Consider the following 18,218-nt stretch of genomic DNA (forward strand, 5'->3'; position numbering starts at 1 on the left):
TGAAACAAGAAAGAGAGGCATACTATGAGTAGTAAATTGGATCAACTGTTTCACCTGTCAGAACGGCACACCGACGTGAAAACCGAAGTCATCGCCGGCGTCACCACTTTCATGACCATGGCCTATATCCTGGCCGTCAACCCGAACATCCTCAGCGCCTCCGGCATGGACCAGGGAGCCATCTTCACCGCTACCTGTCTGGCCTCCATGATTGCCACCGTGCTGATGGCGCTGCTCTCCAACTACCCCTTCGTGCTCTCCGCCGGCATGGGGCTGAACGCCTACTTTGCCTTTACTGTTGTGGGCCAGATGGGATATTCCTGGCAGATGGCGCTGGCCGCAGTCTTTGTGGAAGGCCTGATCTTTATCCTTCTATCTCTGACTCATGTGCGGGAAGCTCTTTTTAACGCCATTCCGACTCCGCTGAAACATGCGGTCTCCGCCGGTATCGGGCTGTTTATCGCCTTCATCGGAATGCAGAATGCAAGGCTTGTCGTCAACAACGATTCCACCCTGCTATCGGTATTTTCCATGAAAGATTCCATCAAGGCAGGCACGTTCCACACGGAAGGGATCACGGTCATTCTGACTTTGATCGGAGTTCTGTTCACCGCTTTCTTAATCGTCAAGAAAGTGAAAGGCAACATCCTGATCGGGATTCTGGCAACCTGGGTGGTGGGCATCCTCTGTCAGTTCACCGGGCTTTATGTCCCCGACAATGTGTCCTTCTTCAGCCTGCTGCCGGATTTCTCAAACGGTATCCACATCCAAAGCCTGGCGCCCACTTTTATGCAGATGGATTTTTCCAGCATATTCAAGCCGGAATTCCTGGTGGTCATCTTTGCCTTCCTGTTTGTGGATATGTTCGATACCCTGGGAACCCTGATCGGCGTCTCCTCGAAAGCCAATATGCTGGATGAGAACGGCAAACTGCCGAAGATCCGCAGCGCCCTGCTGGCCGACGCCGTCGGCACCTCCGCCGGCGCGGTTCTTGGAACTTCCACCATCACCACCTTCGTAGAGAGCGCTTCCGGCGTTGCCGAAGGCGGCCGCACCGGTCTGACCGGTCTGGTATCCGCGCTTCTTTTCGGCTTGGCCCTGTTCCTCTCTCCGATTTTCCTGGCCATCCCGTCCTTTGCCACTGCCCCGGCTCTGATCGTGGTTGGCTTCCTGATGGTCAGTTCCATCCTAAAAGTGGACTTCGACGATGCGGCTCAGTCCATCCCGGCCTTTATCTGCATGATCTGTATGCCGTTCATGTACTCCATCTCCGAAGGAATCGCTATGGGCGTTATCTCCTACGTAGTGATCAACCTGTTTGCCGGAGCAGAAAAGCGCAAAACCATCAGTCCGCTGATGTATGTGCTGGCCGTGCTCTTTGCAGCCAAGTACTTCATTATTTAAAGTAACAAAGAAACGCCGCTTCTAAATATGGAAGCGGAACCGTACGCGGGGGACCGAAAGGCCCCCCGCTTTTGAAAAGGAGCGTATCTATGCGAAACAGCTTTTGCCGCACTCCCTTGTGGGAAGCCGCCAAAACACTTACCGCCGTGGCACAGGGCCAAACGCCTGCCGAGCTGGTGATCAAAGGCGCTACCTTGGTCAATGTCTGCACCGGGGAGCTTTTGGAACACATCGATGTAGCCTGCTCTCTGGGACGGATTGCTTATGTGGGGCCGGACGCCGGTCACTGCACGGGACCAAAGACGCAGGTCATCGAAGCCCGCGGTGCCTATCTGTCCCCCGGTCTTTTGGACGGACACATCCATATCGAATCCTCCATGATGACGCCGAGAGGATTTGCCTGGGCCGTACTGCCCCATGGCACCACGGGAGTCTATTACGATCCCCATGAAATTTGCAATGTTCTCGGCCCGAAGGGCGTGGAATTTATGGAAGAAGACGCTGCTTTGACCCCGCTGAAAGCCATGCTGACCATGCCGTCCTGCGTTCCGGCTGTCCCTGGTTTTGAGGATACCGGCGGCTTCGTAGGCCCGGAGGAAGTGGCGTCTTCCATGGAAGACCCCCGTACCGTAGGGCTGGGGGAAATGATGAACTATCCCGGAATCCTGGCCGGCTCCGATTCCCCCCACGCCATTGTGGCGGAGACGCTGAAAGCCGACAAGATCGTGACCGGGCATTATACGATCCCGGATATTGACCGGCAGTTAAACGCCTACATTGCTTCCGGCGTCCGCTGCTGCCATGAATCCACCCAGGCAGGCGAAGCCCTGGCGAAAATGCGTTTGGGAATGTATGCGATGCTGCGGGAAGGCTCCGGCTGGAGGGATCTCCATGAGGTTGCCAAAGCCGTCACAAAACATCAGGTGGACCGCCGCTTTGCGGTGCTGGTCACGGACGATGCTCATCCTCATACCTTGAAGACAGAGGGACATGTGGACCGCCTGCTCCGCCGTGCCGTGGAGGAAGGAATCGCCCCCGTCTCCGCGATCCAGATGGCGACGATTAACTGCGCCCAATGCTTCCAGATGGATCATGAACTGGGTTCTGTGACCCCCGGCAAATGCGCCGACCTGGTTCTGTTTACGGATCTGAAAGAATTCCATGCAGAAAAAGTTTTTGTGGACGGCATTCTCGTCGCCCAGGACGGAGAACTTACGGTAGAGTTACCGGAAAGCAGCTATCCGGACTGGACTCGGTCCACGGTTCACTTAGATCCGATACGCGCCGGCGAATTCCGGATCGCCGCCCCTGCCCCCGGTCCCCAGGAAGTAAGGACGATCCGGGTGATTCCGGGCAAGGCGGTGACCGAGGAACATCTGGCTGTCCTAACACCGAAGGACGGCAGGCTGGAAGCCGACCTCTCCCAGGATATCCTGAAAGCAGCCGTGTGGGAACGGCACAAACATACCGGCACCAGAGGCTTTGGCTTTGTCCATGGCTTTGGAATCAAAGCCGGCGCCATGGCCTCCACCGTGGCTCACGACGCCCACAATCTGCTGGTAGTTGGGTCCAATGACGAAGATATGGCCCTGGCAGCCAACACCTTGATCGGCTCCCAGGGCGGCATGTGTGTGGTGAAGGACGGCGTTGTTCTCGGCCACATCCCGCTGCCGATCGCCGGGCTGATGGGCGAAGGCTCCCCGGATGAAATGGCGCTCCTCGCCGGCCGGCTCGGTCAGGCATGGTCCGACATCGGGTGCACGCTTCCGGCGCCTTTCATGACCATGGCGTTAATCCCCCTGGCCTGCATTCCGGAGCTCCGGCTGACCAACCGTGGTCTTGTGGACTGCAGAGACTATACGATGACCTCGATTAGTACCGGGAAATAGTAATTTCGAACTTTCCTCAGACAAAAATCCTATCGAAAAACACCCCCTGCCACAGGCAAACGCCGGCAGGGGGTGTTTTTTGAATCCTCTATTTTGTATTCTGCCCTTTTCCGTGGCAGATCCCGGAGGAAGCACAGTGCGCGCATCCTCCGCCGCATCCGCAGCTAGATTTACCGCGTTTTCTGTCTTTTCTGATGCTGCAAACAATCAGGAAGACCACCGCGAGCAGCAAGGCGGCGACCAGGATGGTCCCTCCATTTGCCAGGATAAAAGTCAACATCTGCACATCCTCCTTTCTCTCTTATGCGATGGATTTTGCTTTCCATACGTCCTTTTCTTTGGGCTGGGGACGGAACAGCAGGAACAGGATCACCGCCACGACTGCGATGGCCACAGCGGAACCGACCCCGTTACCGTTACCGGAAAAGAGCATTCCAAGCTGGTACACCGCCAGTGAAACCGCATAGGCAAAACCGCACTGATAGCCAATGGCAAACCAGGTCCACTTTGCGCTGTTCATCTCTCTCTTAATCGCGCCGATGGCAGCAAAGCAGGGAGCGCACAGCAGGTTAAACACCAGGAATGAGTATGCGGACAGAGGGGTGAATGCCACACGCATATTGGCCCAGATCTGCCAGCCGTTCTCCGCCACCTCGTCAAAACCTCCGAACAATACGCCGAACGTACCGACCACGTTTTCCTTGGCGATCAGGCCGGTGATGGACGCCACCGCCGCCTGCCAGTTCCCCCAGCCAAGAGGAGCGAAAATCCACGCGATTGCAGAGCCGACGGCGGCCAGAATGCTGTCGTTCATATCCACCATACCGAAGGATCCGTCTGCAAAGCCAAAATTCGAAGTAAACCAAACCAGAATTGTCGCCAGTAAAATGATGGTTCCGGCCTTTTTGATGAAGGACCAGCCGCGTTCCCACATCGAGCGGAGCACATTGCTGACGGTCGGCCAATGGTAGGCCGGAAGTTCCATGACGAACGGGGCCGGGTCTCCGACAAACATCCGTGTCTTTTTCAGCATAATACCGGAAATAATAATCGCGGCGATCCCGATAAAGTAAGCGCTGGGGGCCACCCACCAGGCTCCTCCGAACAAAGCTCCGGCGATCAGTGCAATGATCGGCAGCTTTGCGCCGCAGGGGATAAAGGTCGTGGTCATAATCGTCATCTTCCGGTCGCGGTCATTCTCGATGGTACGGGACGCCATGATGCCGGGCACGCCGCAGCCTGTGCCGATCAACATCGGAATAAAGGACTTTCCGGACAGTCCGAACTTGCGGAAAATCCGATCCATGACAAACGCCACCCGCGCCATATAACCGCAGGATTCCAAAAAGGCAAGGAACAGGAAAAGAACCAGCATCTGCGGGACAAATCCGAGCACGGCTCCGACGCCTGCCACAATTCCGTCCAGAATCAGTCCTTCCAGCCATTCGGCGCAGCCGATTGCTGCAAGCCCGTCTCCCACCAGAACTGGGATACCCGGCACCCAAACCCCGTATTCAGCGGGATCCGGTTCCTCGATGGCTGCCGCTTCTATGTAGGAAGGATAGTCCACCGGTATCTCTTCTTCCAAATTGCCGTCGTCATCGTAGAGGGCGGCCGTTGCGGTCAGGGCAGTCGCTGTTTCCGGATCCAGGCCCGCTTCCCCGGCAGCCGCCTCAAAAGCCTCCACGATTGCCCCCGGCTCAGTGTAAGCGTCCGCCGCCTCTTCATAATCGGAAGAACCAATTCCCAGTAAATGCCAGCCGTCTCCAAACAGGCCGTCATTCGCCCAATCCGTCGCCCAGGTTCCAATCGTGGAGACCGAGACAAAATACACGATAAACATGACCACCGCGAAGATTGGCAACGCCAGCCAGCGGTTGGTGACGACACGGTCAATTTTATCGGAGGTGGACAACCGTCCCGTATGCTGCTTTTTATAACAGCCCTTGATGATGGAGGCGATATAGAGATAGCGCTCATTGGTAATGATGCTTTCCGCATCGTCGTCCAACTCCTTTTCCGCCGCCTTTCTGTCCTCCTCGATGTGGTCCCTGATTTCCTTTGGAAGTTTCATCTGCTCCAGGACCTTCTGGTCACGTTCAAATATTTTAATTGCGTACCAGCGCTGCTGTTCCGCCGGCATCTGATGAACGGCAGCTTCCTCAATATGGGCGATCGCATGTTCCACCGCTCCGCTGAAGCTGTGCTGCGGAATCGTTTTTGGCCCGCTGGCAGCCTCGATAGCCGCCTCGGCCGCCTCCATGATTCCCGTCCCTTTCAGAGCGGATATCTCCACAACCCGGCAGCCCAGTTCACGGGACAGCTCTTCCGGATAGATCCGGTCTCCGCTCTTTCGCACAAGGTCCATCATGTTCACCGCCACCACAACCGGAATTCCCAGCTCGGTCAGCTGCGTGGTCAGATAGAGGTTGCGTTCCAGGTTCGTCCCGTCAATGATATTCAGGATCGCATCCGGCCGCTCCCCGATCAGATAATTTCTTGCGACCACCTCCTCCAGAGTATAAGGGGACAGGGAATAGATTCCCGGAAGGTCCGTGATCACGACATCCTCGTGTTTTTTCAGTTTTCCTTCCTTCTTCTCCACTGTCACGCCGGGCCAGTTCCCGACAAACTGGTTCGAACCGGTCAACGCGTTAAACAAAGTTGTTTTACCACTGTTCGGGTTGCCTGCCAAGGCAATACGTATCTTCATGGCATCCTACCTATCCTTTCGATCTTTGATTAGTTCAGACTAACGCCAGGCCAGAAAAAGCGGGGCGTTCCGCCCCTCTCATTCGCCGACTTCAATCATCTCCGCATCTGCCTTTCGCAGCGACAGCTCATAGCCGCGGACCGTCACTTCCACCGGATCACCCAGAGGCGCCACCTTGCGGACCGTCACCTCCGTCCCTCTGGTGATCCCCATGTCCATGATGCGGCGCTTCACCGCTCCTTCGCCGTGGAGCCTTACGACCCGTGCCGTATCGCCGATCTTTACCTGTTTCAGCGTCTTCATCCCATACGCTCCTTTCCACATTATTGCCTGTCTTTTCCGGATCAATCTTGGGTTATCTCCCAATCAAATCATAATCTTGCCGGCCATCTCCTTACTGATTGCCACGCGGGTATCCTTGACATTGACGATCAGATTTCCTCCCATGGTGGAAATTACTGTAACCCTGCCTCCGGTTACAAATCCAAGGTTTTCCAGATGGGCGCGCACCTCCGGCTTCCCCCCGATCTTCCGAATTTGATTTTCTTCTCCAACATCAGCAAACGTTAATGGCATCATCTTTCTCCTCGCTTATGATTTTGAAAACGACTCTACTTCGCTGGCCCGTGTAGTAAGTGTCAGCTAACTTCAAAAGCAAAACAAGCGGTTAGGGAAATCTAACCATCTATATGTTAGCATGAGCTAACCCGGTTGTCAAGTGTTTTTTCTCCCCTTGAACTTCCAGGCCGATCTATGCTATAATGTTCACAAAATAGTCTGAATTCCGCTCTTTTCGATGCGGACGATCTGTTCCGGGATATCCTGAAGGAAGCCGTGAGGGAGAAGACGCCATACCATGAAACATATACGATTGAAACGAAGGATTCCGAAAGGCGGTGCATAATCATGAAAATACAGGAATCTGCAGAAAACTATCTGGAAACCATCTTGATTCTCCATCAGCGCAGCGGAGCCGTCCGCTCCATCGACATTGCCAACGAACTGGAATTCTCCAAGCCCAGCGTCAGCGTTGCCATGAAAAACCTGCGTGAGAACGGGTATATTGAAATGGATCCAGGCGGCTATATCACTCTTCTGGACAAAGGGAGGGAAATAGCGGAAAAAATATATGAGCGTCACCGTCTCCTGTCCGACTGGCTGACCGCTCTGGGCGTGGAACCTTCCATCGCCTCCGAGGACGCCTGCCGGATCGAGCATGTGATCAGCGCCGAAAGCTTTGACGCGATTAAAGCCCATGTGCGGGCAATAAAGGAAATGCCGGGCAAGGCGGTTTCTTCATCCGGTGTCTCCGGTGATAAATAAGTTCAGATCAAAATAGAAAAACGCTGAAAGGAGCATCTTCCTGCCGCCTGCCTCAATGTGGAGCGGCAGACGGAGGATTGTATGTTGCATCCGTTCAGCGTTTTTTGTTTCTTTTACCGTTTTATCCCCTCAGTCAGGTCAAAGCCTTCCCCAGTTCCCGGCAGGCGTTTTCCGCCTCCTCATCCGGCGTTTCCTGGCAGATAACACTGCCGCAGGCCAACTCGGCCCCATCATTTTTACAGGTTTCCTCCCAGTTTTTCATCCACTCTCCGTCTCCCCAGCCGTAGGAGCCGAACAGAGCAATCTTTTTTCCCTTCAACTTCGGCTCGCAGCCTGCAAACATCGGCTCGAATACACTGTCTTCCAATTCCTCCGAGCCCATCGAAGGGCAGCCGAAGGCGGCTCCGTCGTACTGATCCAGCATTTTTCCGTCAAACGCATCCGCGGTAAAAATCTCGGTCTCAGCACCGGCTTCCCGCGCTCCCTCGGCCACCAGTTTCGCCATAGCCTCGGTATTTCCGGTTCCGCTCCAATAGACAACTGCAATCTTGCTCATGTCATTCCCTCTTTTCTTAGATTATAATTGTGTTTCTATCTCTTAAGCCGTCACGGTTAATTGCCAGACGCTTCTGCCCTGGCTCCAAAGGTTCCGATAGACAGACTTACATTTTCCGAATTTTTCGAACATCCTCTTTGCCTCGCATTCATCGCAGTAGACTTTCCAACAGCCGGCGCACTTGCAATTTTTTCCTTTATTCTGAATAAAACCAAGGACGTCCCCCAGAGGATATCCCAAAAAAATCCCGATTTCGTGGGGAAAGTTTTTCTCCTCCCGGATCCGCTTTTTCAGGAAATCGAGAGCGCTGTCCGGGCCGCGCCGCTCATACCCAAACCGGGTCAGAAAATCAGCCACGCCTTCCTTGTTCAGATCCGCTTCCAACCGGCTTTTCCGGTAAACATAAATCAGAGCCTTATTTTCCTCACGGTGAAGCGTCAAAAGCGCGATCCCTTTTTGGCCCAACGCTTCATTCCATACGGCAAGCTGCCGGTTCAGCTCCGTTTCTGAATAAAAGCGGCAGTTAAACAGATTGGCCGTTTTCAGCGATGCCAGCGTAGGAGCGCAATACTCAATCAAGTAGTCCTCCAACACGTTTTTTCTCCTCTAGGCCAGAACGCAGCGTTCTTTTAAAACGGAATGAAGAGCCGCGGCGCTGCTGCCATGGACTCTGGCAATCGGAACATGGTTGCGTTTTGCTTCCTGAGATGCGCTGATCACCATCTTGTGAGAGACCGTATTGGTCAGCAGGATCAAAAGATCCGGACAGCCCAGCTTTCTTTTCAGGGAACCGTTTTCTTTTGTAAACACTTTGGCTTTACAGCCATACTCTTTGCAGATACTTTCATATTGGCAGGCCATTCCTTCATTGCCTCCGACAATCACAACGCTCATACATTCACCCTTTCTGTTATATCTTGTACCGGCTGATCCATTGGTAGTTTTGGTTAGTTATAGCTAACTAATGTATAAAAAAATATACCGTAGAAGAATAAATTTTATCGCCGGTTAGCTTTAACTAACTTTTTTTCATAGAATAACATATGCGATGGGTTCTGTCAAGTCTATTTGTATTTAAATTCATGAAAGAATAAGCAGAGGGGGGGATCCAGCGCTTCTGTTTCCAGAGAGAAAACAAAAAAGGATAGGGCGCCGCAAAATGAAACCAATTCCGTCTGGTCCGTTTCCCGGCGCATCTATCCACGCCTTGTCTCAGGAAGAATTTCATTTTGAAGCGCCCTATACAGTAACAAGGATTAAGCTCCGTTATTCCTTTGCATTCTGCTGGTTATAGCGGTCGATCTCATCCTCGATGGTGGCGTCCACGTTGGGATAGATCCCGGAATCTTTCAAGCCATAGGTCAGGCACGGAATAAAGTGGCCGCCGGGGCCATAGGACTCGCAGGCGCGGCGCACTTCCGCACGGATCTCTTCCTCCGTAGAATCAGCGCGGTCCACCACGGCCGCATCGATGCCGCCCATCAAAACCATGCGTCCCTGAAGCTTTTTCTGAATCGCCGGGATATCGTTGGAGGGAAGCACGCCCTGCCAGATATCGATACCGATCTCCGCCATATCCTCCACAATCGGCTCGCAGTAGGAATCCGCGTGATGGATAACGATAACGCCATGGTCCTTCATGTATCCATAAATCCTGCGGTAATGCTCTTTAAAATATTCCCGCCAAATTTCCGGGCTCATGAACAGGCTGGTCTTGGAACCCCAGTCGTCATGGGACAGGATCGCATCCGGATGCAGGTGATCCACCAGCAGTTTCGCGTAGGTGAAGCGGTATTCCGCAATGGCGTCCACCAGCTCGTGCATGTCATCCGGCTCAGCCAGAAGGTTCACCAGAGCATCCTCAAAGCCCATCAGATAATGGCACTGTTCGAAGATCCCGGTTCCCATAAAGCCCATGGAAATCTGCCCCTTTTCACGGATCTCCTCCGCCAGCTTTACCGCAGGCTCCCAGCCCTCCGAGCAGTTGGCAATCAGATCCGGGACTTTCACGGTGTCTCTCCATTCGGTGACATCGGGGCAAACCTTGTTCTCCGGCGTCACATGGGGCATCGGGCCCGGCGCATCCTCCGGAAACAGAATGCAGGTTCCCCACTTGTCGTAGGTGGTCATGCCACGCTTCCGGTTTCCACGGCAAAACTGATTGATCGGGTCCGTTAAAACGACATCGAAAGCTTCAAATTGCTTCAGCAGCCGGTCCGGCTGTCCGTCCTTTTTCAGCAGCTCCATCAAGTTTTCTTTTGCTGTCAACATACACTGCCTCCCTTCGAAATTGATTTTTAAGAGAAATAATCAATTTTCTTTTTTTATTATACCATCTGCCTGCTGTCTGTCAATCCCGTACCGGTATTTTTCGGTTTCTTTTTCAGGTAAGCTGTGCTATTCTAAAGGGGATATTTCGGAGGAGGGGAAAACGTGTACTCAAAAGGGGAATACAGGAAAGACATCCTGCTGAAAAATGCCAAGGAATTGTTCTACGAAAAAGGATACCGCAACACCACGATCCGGGAAATTGCCGCCAAAAGCGGGGATCCGGTCAGCCTTGTCCACTATTATTTCCAAAAAAAAGACGATATCCTTCGCACCGTTTACAGTGATTTTTGTAACAACATTGACCTGTTTCTCTATACAAAATATGCCGATCAGGGCATTGAACAGGATATTCTTCTGGCCCATGCCCTGAATAACCGGATCTATTATGATATTCTGCTGAAAGATCCCTGCAACAGCCGGGTCTACGGCGAGATTCTGGAATCCTCCACCAATGCCCGCCTGATCGGCCGGTACGTGGAATACACCTCCCAGAAATATGTGGATCAATACCAGATCTCCGTCTCCGATGAACAGCTGAAAGCCTGTATCGCCATCAACTTTGGAGGGCGGCGCGAATTCTACCGGGAATATCTCTCCGGCCGGCTCCCCCTCGACATTCAGGAGGGCGTCTCTCTGATCTTTTCCATTTTCCCCCGGTTGATCGGCATTGATACGAGGGAGATCGACCGCGCCCTCACACAATCCCTGGAGATCTTCCGGCAGCTCCCCGACACCGGCATCCGCTTTCTGGCCTAGGCGATTATGACGCATCAACAATGTCCTGAACTCCGACGGGGAAGGCAGCACCTGCTGGGAAGCTCTCATACTTTCCCAATACGAAAAAAAGAACCGCTTTGGACCGGAAGCTTGCCGGTCCAAAGTGATTCTTTCTTTTATTCGTCTATAAATGAAAGATAGCCGAAGCAACCGCAAAATAGATCATCAGAGACACCGCATCCACAATCGTGGTGATAAACGGGCTCGCCATGACCGCCGGGTCAAAGCCGATCTTTTTCGCCAGAACCGGCAGCGTGCAGCCGACCATCTTTGCCACGCAGACCGCCGCGAAGACCGTGACCGCCACGACTAGGGCTGTCAGGACATCCTTCCGGTCCACCAGCATTACTTTGAGGAAACACACCACCGACAATGTCGCCCCGCAGCAAAACGCCACCCGAATTTCCTTCCAGACTACCGCGGGCATATCACTGTATTCAATCTCATTCAGAGAAAGTCCGCGGATAATCGTGACCGAAGCCTGTCCGCCAGCATTCCCGCCGGTGTCCATCAGCATCGGGATGAAGGCGATCAGCGCAGGGACCACCGCCAGCGACCCTTCAAAATGATTTAATATCGTGCTCGTAAATGTCGCTGATATCATCAAAAACATCAGCCAGGGGATCCTCTTCTTATACGTTTCCCAGACGCCGGTTTTCATATAAGGGCGATCGGTGGGCATGATGGCGGCCATCTTTTCAATATCCTCCGTGGCCTCCTCCTGCATAACGTCCATGATATCGTCGAAGGTGATGATCCCGACCAGCCGCTGCTCCATGTCCACCACCGGCAGCGCCAGCAAATCGTATTTTTTAAAAGTTTCCGCGACCGCTTCCTGGTCCTCCAGCGTTGTCGCATAGATGACATTGGTCTCCATGATGTCCTCGATGACATCCTCATAGTTGGACAGCAGCAGCGTTTTTACGGAGACCAGTCCAAGAAGCGTCCGGTTCTGGTCCACCACGTAGCAGGTGTAAATCGTCTCCTTATTGACGCCGGTCCGGCGGATCCTCGTGAATGCGTCCAGAACGGTCATGTCTTTCCGCAGGTCCACATACTCGATCGTCATCAGGCTACCGGCCGAATCTTCCGGGTACTGGAGGATTCCGTTGATCCGCATCCGAAGCTCCGGCTCCGTGTGCTTTAAAATTCTCTTGACGACATTGGCGGGCATCTCCTCGATAATATCCACCGTGTCGTCCAGATAGATCTGATCCATAACCGTCTTCAGCTCCCGGTCGCTGAAGCTTGCAATCAAAAGCTCCTGCATATCGGAGTCCATCTCCACAAAAGTGTCTGCCGCCAGCTCCTTCGGCAGAATCCGAAACATCAAAGGAAGTTCTTCTTCCGGAACACCTTCCAGCAAAGTCGCAATATCAAAGGGTTCCATCTCTTTTAAAAGCTCCCGGAGCTCGCTGAATCTTCTCTGCTCCAAGAGTTCCATGGCCTGTTTCTCCATCGTTGCCTCCCTTCTTCGGAGAGGCGGCCAGTCCCGCCTCTCCGCTATAAAATCAGCTTTAAATCCGTCAGGCGGCGGATCTCCATGGTAATGGGAAGCTGCTCTTCATTTTTCTCATTTTCTCCATGGAACCAGCAGGTCGCAATTCCTGCGGCCAACCCTCCCGCCATATCGGAGGTCAGGGAGTCCCCTATAATCAGCGTCCGTTCCGGGATGATCCCCGGAATCTGGGCGAAGCAGGCAGAAAAATATTCTTTCTGCGGTTTCTGAAAGCCGATTTCCTCCGACACAAAAATCCCGTCAAAATAGCGCTTCAATCCGGACAGTTCCAGACGTCTGTACTGGGTGGAGGCAACTCCGTTGGTCGCCACATAAAGAGAGTATTTCCCCTTCAAATAGGAAAGCACTTCCTCCGCCCCTTCCGTCACATCCGCTCCATTTGCCAGCGCATTCTGATAGGCTTCTTCAAAGGCTTTGTCATTTTCACCGCGGACGACGCCAATTTCCTGAAACAACCGGGAAAACCGTTGATTCAGCACGTCGTCTTTGGTGATCCGCCCTCGTTCGAAATCCTTCCAGAGACCGTGGTTGATTTCCATATATCGCTTTCGTATTGTCTCGTCAAAGGGGTAGCCAAACTGCCGGAACGTATGCTCCAGCCCGTGTTGTTCTGCCGCCGCGAAATCCAGCAGCGTACCGTCCGCGTCAAAAAAGATCCAGTCATATGCGCGCATTCCGGTTCCTCCTTCTCCGAATATTTTTCCCACGGCAAAGCCTCCCTGGAGATCCTGTTGGATCTTCGGGCCGTTTTGCCGCTTTTTCATACTGTTTTATTATAAACGAAAAACCACTTTTTGGGAACCACCAATTTCTTTCAGACGCAAAGAAGGGGAACCGGATGGCTCCCCTTCTTTGCTTGTGAGTACTGTCATTCAACATAATAGGTAGGTATCGCTTTGCTAATCGCAATATTATAGTAACATACTTTCGCGGATTTGTGTTTAACAAATCCCTTATGATTTTGTAAAATAAATATAAATTCTCCCATGAAACAGCGCTTGATTTCTCTCGCCGGAAAAGGACTCGTCATCATGATTTACTGGAATTCCGGGCAGAGCTCAGAAACGATCTCAACCAGGCTTCCGTCTCTCACCAGCTCGTTCATTGCGGCTACGTCGCGCCACATCTCCCGGTCACGATCCCAGAAATCCACCTTCTCACGGATCCGCCCATACACTTTCTTGCTGACCGGCGAAGGCTCTCCTCCTCTCAGGTCAATCCCCTGGGCCGCTCCCATCAGTTCCATTGCAATCACAGACAGCGTGTTTTCCACGATCTGGGCCGCTTTTCTGGCCGCCGTGGTTCCCATGCTGACATGGTCTTCCTGGTTGGCGGAGCTGGGAATCGAATCCACACTGGCCGGGTGGGCCAGCACCTTGTTCTCCGATACCATGGAGGCTGCGCTGTACTGGACGATCATGAAACCGGAATTCACACCGCCTTCGTTGGTCAGGAAAGCGGGAAGGCCGTTGCTGAGAGCCGGATTCACCAGGCGCTCCAAACGGCGCTCTGAAATATTGGCAAGCTCGGAGCAGACGATTCCAAGGAAGTCAAAAGCAAAAGCCATCGGCTCGCCGTGGAAGTTTCCGCCGGAGATCACATCGCCTTCCTCGGTAAACAAAATCGGATTATCGGTGACGGAATTCAGCTCTGTCTCAATGGTGCGGCGGATGAAATCCAAGGTATCCCGAACCGCGCCGTGGACCTGACCGGTACAGCGGATCGCGTAGGCGTCCTGCACCCGAAGGTTCTGGGATTTCGCCAGGATCGGGCTGTCCTTGGTGATGGTCCGTACATTGGCGGCCACCAGACTCTGTCCCTGGTGGGGGCGCACGGCATGGACTCTGGGATCAAAGGCATTGAGTAGAGCCGTCAAAGCCTCCATCGAAAGAGACACGGCGATATCCGCCATACGTGCGGCCTGAAGGGTATCATAGAAAGCCAGGGTTCCGATGGAGGTCAGCACCTGGGTTCCATTGATCAGGGCCAGACCTTCTTTTGCTTTCAGCGATACCGGGGTTAATCCGGCTTTTTCCATCGCAGCAGCGCCGGACATCCGCTCTCCCTGATAGACCGCCTCCCCCATGCCCAGCATCGGAAGAACCATATGGGCAAGAGGAGCCAGATCGCCGCTGGCGCCGAGGGAGCCTTTTTCCGGCACAACCGGATGGACCCTGGCATTCAGCATATCCACCAGGAGCTGTACCACCTGGGGGCGGATTCCGGAGAAACCATTGCAAAGAGCGTTGGCCCGCAGCAGCAGCATGGCCCGGACAACCTCCTCTTTCAGCGGCTGGCCCGTCGCCGTGCTGTGACTCATGATCAAATTCTTTTGCAGCTGGTCGATGCTGTCGTGGCCGATCCTCACTTTGCTGAATTCACCGAATCCGGTGTTGATCCCGTAAACCGGGGTATCGCCTTCCACAATCTCTTCCACCAGCTGACGGGATTCCTGCATCGCAGCGACAGCCTTTTCTTCGATGGTGACATGGGCTCCAAACCGGGCGGCGGCGACCACCATCTCAACGGTAAGACCCTGTCCGGAAAGCCGAATCTCATGAATTTCCGCCGGGTTAACGATCTTTCTCTCCATTCCTGTCTGTACCATATTTCATTTCCTCCGTATTCTATGTTGACTCTTCTTATTTTTTCTTTATCATATCATTGGTTTATATTAATGTCAACAAATTTAACCATTATTTATATACCAATTTGAGATAAATGGTATTTTATTAATTGGTGTCCCGCTGTATTATCCTTTTTTCCAAATCAAATAATTGAAAAGGCCCCAAATTTGTTTAGTTCTTTTTTATTTGGTACATATTATCTTCTTGACACTGCTGCATTATCATGATAAAGTGATAGCAAGCCATTTGATTTTTGCAGCCAAGGAGGAATTTCTTATGAATCTATCCATTGACAAATCCTGTAAGACAGCGGCCTATAAGCAGCTGAGCGAACAAATTGAAGAGCAGATTCTTTCCGGGACGCTAAAGCCCGGGGATAAATTGCCCACCGAGCGTATGCTGGAAGAGGAAACCGGCCTGTCCCGCGGAACAATCAAAACGGCCTTCCGGGAGCTTCAAAAATCCGGAAAAATCATTACAATCCAGGGAAGTGGTTCCTTTGTGGCTAAATATAACCGGGAAGAATCGCGCCGCGTGGCCCGTGAGACCTTCCAGCGAGCCATCGAGCAGATGAGAGCCCTCGGCATCACTCCGCCGGAGTGCGGACAAATTTTCTCCCAGGTTCTGGAAGAGTTCCTCCACGACAACGCCAAGGTACGGGTGGGATGGATTGACTGCTGCGAAGAATGCCTTTCCTCGATCCGGCTTCAGTTAAAAAACATGAGGGGGATCGTGCTGGACACCATGGTTTTACAGGATTTCCGGCGCAATCCCCGGCAGGTGGAGGAGAACGCCGACCTGATCGTCACCACCTCCAAGCACTATGATGAGGTTGCTTTTTCTGTTCCCGCACGGGTGGATCATCTGGAAAAAGTAATGCTGGATCTAAAATTAGACAGCGTGATTGAGATCGTAAAGATTCCCTCGAACTGCCATGTTTCTCTCTGGAGCGGCAGTCAGACTTTCCTGGACATCATGCTGGAAGTCCTGGAAAATTTCGACAATCTGGAACAAATAAGGACCTATGTTGGGGAAAACAATCTGGCGGAGATGGCTAAGGGCCTGCATGACACTGATGTCCTGATGGTCCCTCCCGCCTACTCTCCCTCCGACTACCCGGATGCTTCGGCTTTGATTGCGGAATACCGTTCTAACGGTGGGAGGATCATCCCGTTTGATTATCAGCTGAACAAGGGATCCATGGTCCATTTTGAGGATCGGGTTCTGGAAATTTATCACGCAAAGAACAGCCGTCCCTTCGAATAAAATTGCGGCCGCTCCTATTCCTCAGCACCTTCTGCCAACTCCAAAAATGGTGATCGTATGATATGCGGAGCGCAATATTTTGCAAGATTTCTTTCTTTTTCTTCTTTATAATAGTATTGGCGGTGATGGCACAGTGGGGTGGGTATGATGGAGGTTTCAACGGGGAATATTGTATTTGACCGGCAGCTGGATCTTGAAGTGCTGACGCTTATGGGAGAGATTGAGCAGCTGCCAAACCATTTTCATGATTATTATGAATTGGGGTTCCTTTCCGGCGGCAGCAGGCGGGTGGTCTGTCAAAATAAGGAATATGTGGTGGCAAAGAATGATATGCTCCTTTTTAATCCCCTCGACAATCACGCTTGTTTCGAGCTGGAAAAGGAGATTTTGGATTTTCGGTGTCTTCACATTACGGCAGAACGGATGAAAGAGTTGATCCGAGAGTGTATTGGACATGATTTTTGTCCGTATTTTGAGCCGCAAGTCCTTTACCAGAGCGATCTGGTTTTGCAGATGACGGAATTGACCGCCCTGATTACCAGCGGCTCCTGCGATCAATTTCAGAAAGAGGAATTGCTTTATCTGATCATCGGAGATTTGGTGCCGGACTGCTCGAAACCGGGAAAAGAGGAATCGCCGGACGCCTCTTCTCTCATAAAGCGAGCCTGCGGCTACATTGAACTGAACTATGCCGGCCGCATTGCATTACAGGATTTGAGCGATCTTACGGGGCTTAGTAAGTATCACTTTCTGCGGACGTTTACACGTGAAAAGGGAATCTCGCCTTATCGCTTTATCGAATGTGTCAAGATGACGGAGGCGAAACGGTTGTTAAAAGAAGGGGCGGAACTAGCTGATATCACATATCAGCTAGGGTTCAGCAGCCAGAGTCATTTCACCAATTTCTTTAAAAAATATGCCAGAGTCACCCCGAAACAATACAGCAGGCTATATAACGATTAGAGCTTTGGAAAGGAGTTTTATATGAAATACACTTGCGCTTTGCTTTCCGTGGCGGATATTACGGCTGCGCGGAAGTTTTATGAGGATCTGTTCGGCCTGGAACTATTTCAGGATTACGGCAGAAATATTTCGTTTACTTGCGGATTGGCTTTGCAGCAGGATTTTGACTGGCTTGTCCATTTGCCGAAAGAACGAATCGGGAAGAAATCCAATAATATGGAGATCTGCTTTGAAGAACCGGACTTTGACGGATTCTTAGAGAAGCTCAAAAAGTACCCGGATCTCGAGTTTTTAGGGGACGTGGTGGAGCATGACTGGGGGCAGCGCGTCGTCCGGTTTTATGATTTAGACGGACATATCATAGAAGTCGGGGAAGATATGAAAATGGTGATCCACCGTTTCTTAAATTCAGGAATGACAATGGAAGAAACATCCGTAAAAATGGGGGCTTCTGTCGAAGATCTGACCAAACTGCTGAATCAATAATGGAAGGAAGTTCCTGGATTAGAATAGTCCTTCCAAATGATAGAATTCTTCCAGATCCCACCGGCGGAGCTGACCTTTGGGAGGCGCTTTGTAACTTTGAGCTTTGCTGACGGACCACCCGCAGCGCTCTTTGACCGTTATCTGGTGGACGGCCTCAAACAGGGCGGCCAGGGCTACGTCGATGACCGGCAGGGAAAGCTGGTATTCCAGATCCATCGGGGCCTTTCCGGCCGGTTCTTATTTTGAACAGCCGCTCTTTTTTTGCCTATCCAGCTATTTTCTTACGGGGAAAAGACTCTTCCGCCGCCGCGTTACCGGACGGCAATTTTTTTTGCCGTGCCGGCCGTTTTGGCGGAGGAAGAGC

The 18,218-nt window shown here is 52.4% G+C and carries 19 protein-coding genes; 7 read left to right on the forward strand and 12 right to left on the reverse strand.

The features are described 5' to 3' along the window. Nucleotides 1-24 precede the first annotated feature (24 nt). Nucleotides 25-1,404, forward strand: a complete 1,380-nt coding sequence (locus MUB23_RS17365) for an NCS2 family permease (RefSeq protein ID WP_244802011.1) — start codon at nt 25-27, stop codon at nt 1,402-1,404. Between the two features lie 89 nt (nt 1,405-1,493). Then, complete coding sequence (gene ade, locus MUB23_RS17370; protein ID WP_244802012.1) at nt 1,494-3,293, forward strand: adenine deaminase; 1,800 nt, start codon at nt 1,494-1,496, stop codon at nt 3,291-3,293. A gap of 88 nt (nt 3,294-3,381) precedes the next feature. Here ade and MUB23_RS17375 read toward each other — a convergent pair whose 3' ends face one another. The 4 genes from MUB23_RS17375 to MUB23_RS17390 form a co-directional block, all read right to left on the reverse strand. Beyond that, nucleotides 3,382-3,573, reverse strand: coding sequence for a FeoB-associated Cys-rich membrane protein (locus tag MUB23_RS17375; RefSeq protein ID WP_244802013.1), 192 nt, complete (start codon nt 3,571-3,573; stop codon nt 3,382-3,384). Nucleotides 3,574-3,594: 21 nt separating this feature from the next. Beyond that, a complete protein-coding gene (gene feoB, locus MUB23_RS17380; RefSeq protein WP_244802014.1) occupies nt 3,595-6,006 on the reverse strand; it encodes a ferrous iron transport protein B in 2,412 nt (803 codons plus the stop codon). Between the two features lie 78 nt (nt 6,007-6,084). Continuing rightward, on the reverse strand, nt 6,085-6,309 hold the full coding sequence (locus tag MUB23_RS17385) for a FeoA family protein (protein WP_244802015.1): 225 nt from the start codon (nt 6,307-6,309) through the stop codon (nt 6,085-6,087). A 63-nt stretch (nt 6,310-6,372) separates the two neighbouring features. Further along, nucleotides 6,373-6,585, reverse strand: coding sequence for a FeoA family protein (locus MUB23_RS17390; RefSeq protein ID WP_244802016.1), 213 nt, complete (start codon nt 6,583-6,585; stop codon nt 6,373-6,375). 327 nt (nt 6,586-6,912) lie between these two features. On the opposite strand from MUB23_RS17390, the gene MUB23_RS17395 reads away from it, so the two are divergent. Then, entirely contained in the window at nt 6,913-7,329 is a 417-nt protein-coding gene (locus MUB23_RS17395) for a metal-dependent transcriptional regulator (RefSeq protein ID WP_244802017.1), read from the forward strand. Between the two features lie 133 nt (nt 7,330-7,462). On the opposite strand, the gene MUB23_RS17400 is transcribed toward MUB23_RS17395, so the two are convergent. From MUB23_RS17400 to MUB23_RS17415, 4 genes are all read right to left on the reverse strand, one after another. After that, nucleotides 7,463-7,885 carry a flavodoxin gene (locus MUB23_RS17400; protein ID WP_244802018.1) on the reverse strand — a complete coding sequence of 141 codons (423 nt, stop codon included), beginning with the start codon at nt 7,883-7,885 and terminating at the stop codon, nt 7,463-7,465. A 42-nt stretch (nt 7,886-7,927) separates the two neighbouring features. Continuing rightward, entirely contained in the window at nt 7,928-8,479 is a 552-nt protein-coding gene (locus MUB23_RS17405; protein WP_244802019.1) for a DUF3793 family protein, read from the reverse strand. 12 nt (nt 8,480-8,491) lie between these two features. After that, on the reverse strand, nt 8,492-8,779 hold the full coding sequence (locus MUB23_RS17410; protein ID WP_244802020.1) for a DUF2325 domain-containing protein: 288 nt from the start codon (nt 8,777-8,779) through the stop codon (nt 8,492-8,494). Between the two features lie 372 nt (nt 8,780-9,151). After that, nucleotides 9,152-10,156 (reverse strand): uroporphyrinogen decarboxylase family protein, encoded by a 1,005-nt coding sequence (locus MUB23_RS17415; protein ID WP_244802021.1) that lies wholly within the window; start codon nt 10,154-10,156, stop codon nt 9,152-9,154. Between the two features lie 162 nt (nt 10,157-10,318). Between MUB23_RS17415 and MUB23_RS17420 the strand changes: the two genes are divergently transcribed. Further along, complete coding sequence (locus MUB23_RS17420) at nt 10,319-10,972, forward strand: TetR/AcrR family transcriptional regulator (protein ID WP_244802022.1); 654 nt, start codon at nt 10,319-10,321, stop codon at nt 10,970-10,972. Between the two features lie 145 nt (nt 10,973-11,117). Here MUB23_RS17420 and mgtE read toward each other — a convergent pair whose 3' ends face one another. The 3 genes from mgtE to hutH all read right to left on the reverse strand — a co-directional run bounded on the left by mgtE (nt 11,118) and on the right by hutH (nt 15,120). Further along, the gene (gene mgtE / locus MUB23_RS17425; protein ID WP_244802023.1) at nt 11,118-12,452 is read right to left on the reverse strand and encodes a magnesium transporter; all 1,335 of its coding nucleotides are present in this window, start codon (nt 12,450-12,452) and stop codon (nt 11,118-11,120) included. Between the two features lie 44 nt (nt 12,453-12,496). Beyond that, nucleotides 12,497-13,186, reverse strand: a complete 690-nt coding sequence (locus MUB23_RS17430; protein WP_244802024.1) for a YjjG family noncanonical pyrimidine nucleotidase — start codon at nt 13,184-13,186, stop codon at nt 12,497-12,499. Nucleotides 13,187-13,548: 362 nt separating this feature from the next. After that, entirely contained in the window at nt 13,549-15,120 is a 1,572-nt protein-coding gene (gene hutH / locus MUB23_RS17435; RefSeq protein ID WP_244802025.1) for a histidine ammonia-lyase, read from the reverse strand. 295 nt (nt 15,121-15,415) lie between these two features. Here hutH and MUB23_RS17440 point away from each other — a divergent pair, with 295 nt between their 5' ends. From MUB23_RS17440 to MUB23_RS17450, 3 genes are all read left to right on the forward strand, one after another. Beyond that, nucleotides 15,416-16,405 carry a GntR family transcriptional regulator gene (locus MUB23_RS17440; protein ID WP_244802026.1) on the forward strand — a complete coding sequence of 330 codons (990 nt, stop codon included), beginning with the start codon at nt 15,416-15,418 and terminating at the stop codon, nt 16,403-16,405. Between the two features lie 147 nt (nt 16,406-16,552). After that, nucleotides 16,553-17,368 carry an AraC family transcriptional regulator gene (locus MUB23_RS17445; protein WP_244802027.1) on the forward strand — a complete coding sequence of 272 codons (816 nt, stop codon included), beginning with the start codon at nt 16,553-16,555 and terminating at the stop codon, nt 17,366-17,368. A 21-nt stretch (nt 17,369-17,389) separates the two neighbouring features. Further along, nucleotides 17,390-17,854 carry a VOC family protein gene (locus MUB23_RS17450; RefSeq protein WP_244802028.1) on the forward strand — a complete coding sequence of 155 codons (465 nt, stop codon included), beginning with the start codon at nt 17,390-17,392 and terminating at the stop codon, nt 17,852-17,854. A gap of 18 nt (nt 17,855-17,872) precedes the next feature. Here the strand turns inward: MUB23_RS17450 and MUB23_RS17455 are convergent, their stop codons facing one another. Continuing rightward, the gene (locus MUB23_RS17455) at nt 17,873-18,070 is read right to left on the reverse strand and encodes a hypothetical protein (protein WP_244802029.1); all 198 of its coding nucleotides are present in this window, start codon (nt 18,068-18,070) and stop codon (nt 17,873-17,875) included. Nucleotides 18,071-18,218 lie beyond the last annotated feature (148 nt).

Origin of the sequence: Cuneatibacter sp. NSJ-177 (assembly GCF_022867805.1) — a bacterium.
Classification (GTDB): Bacteria; Bacillota; Clostridia; order Lachnospirales; family Lachnospiraceae; genus Pseudolachnospira.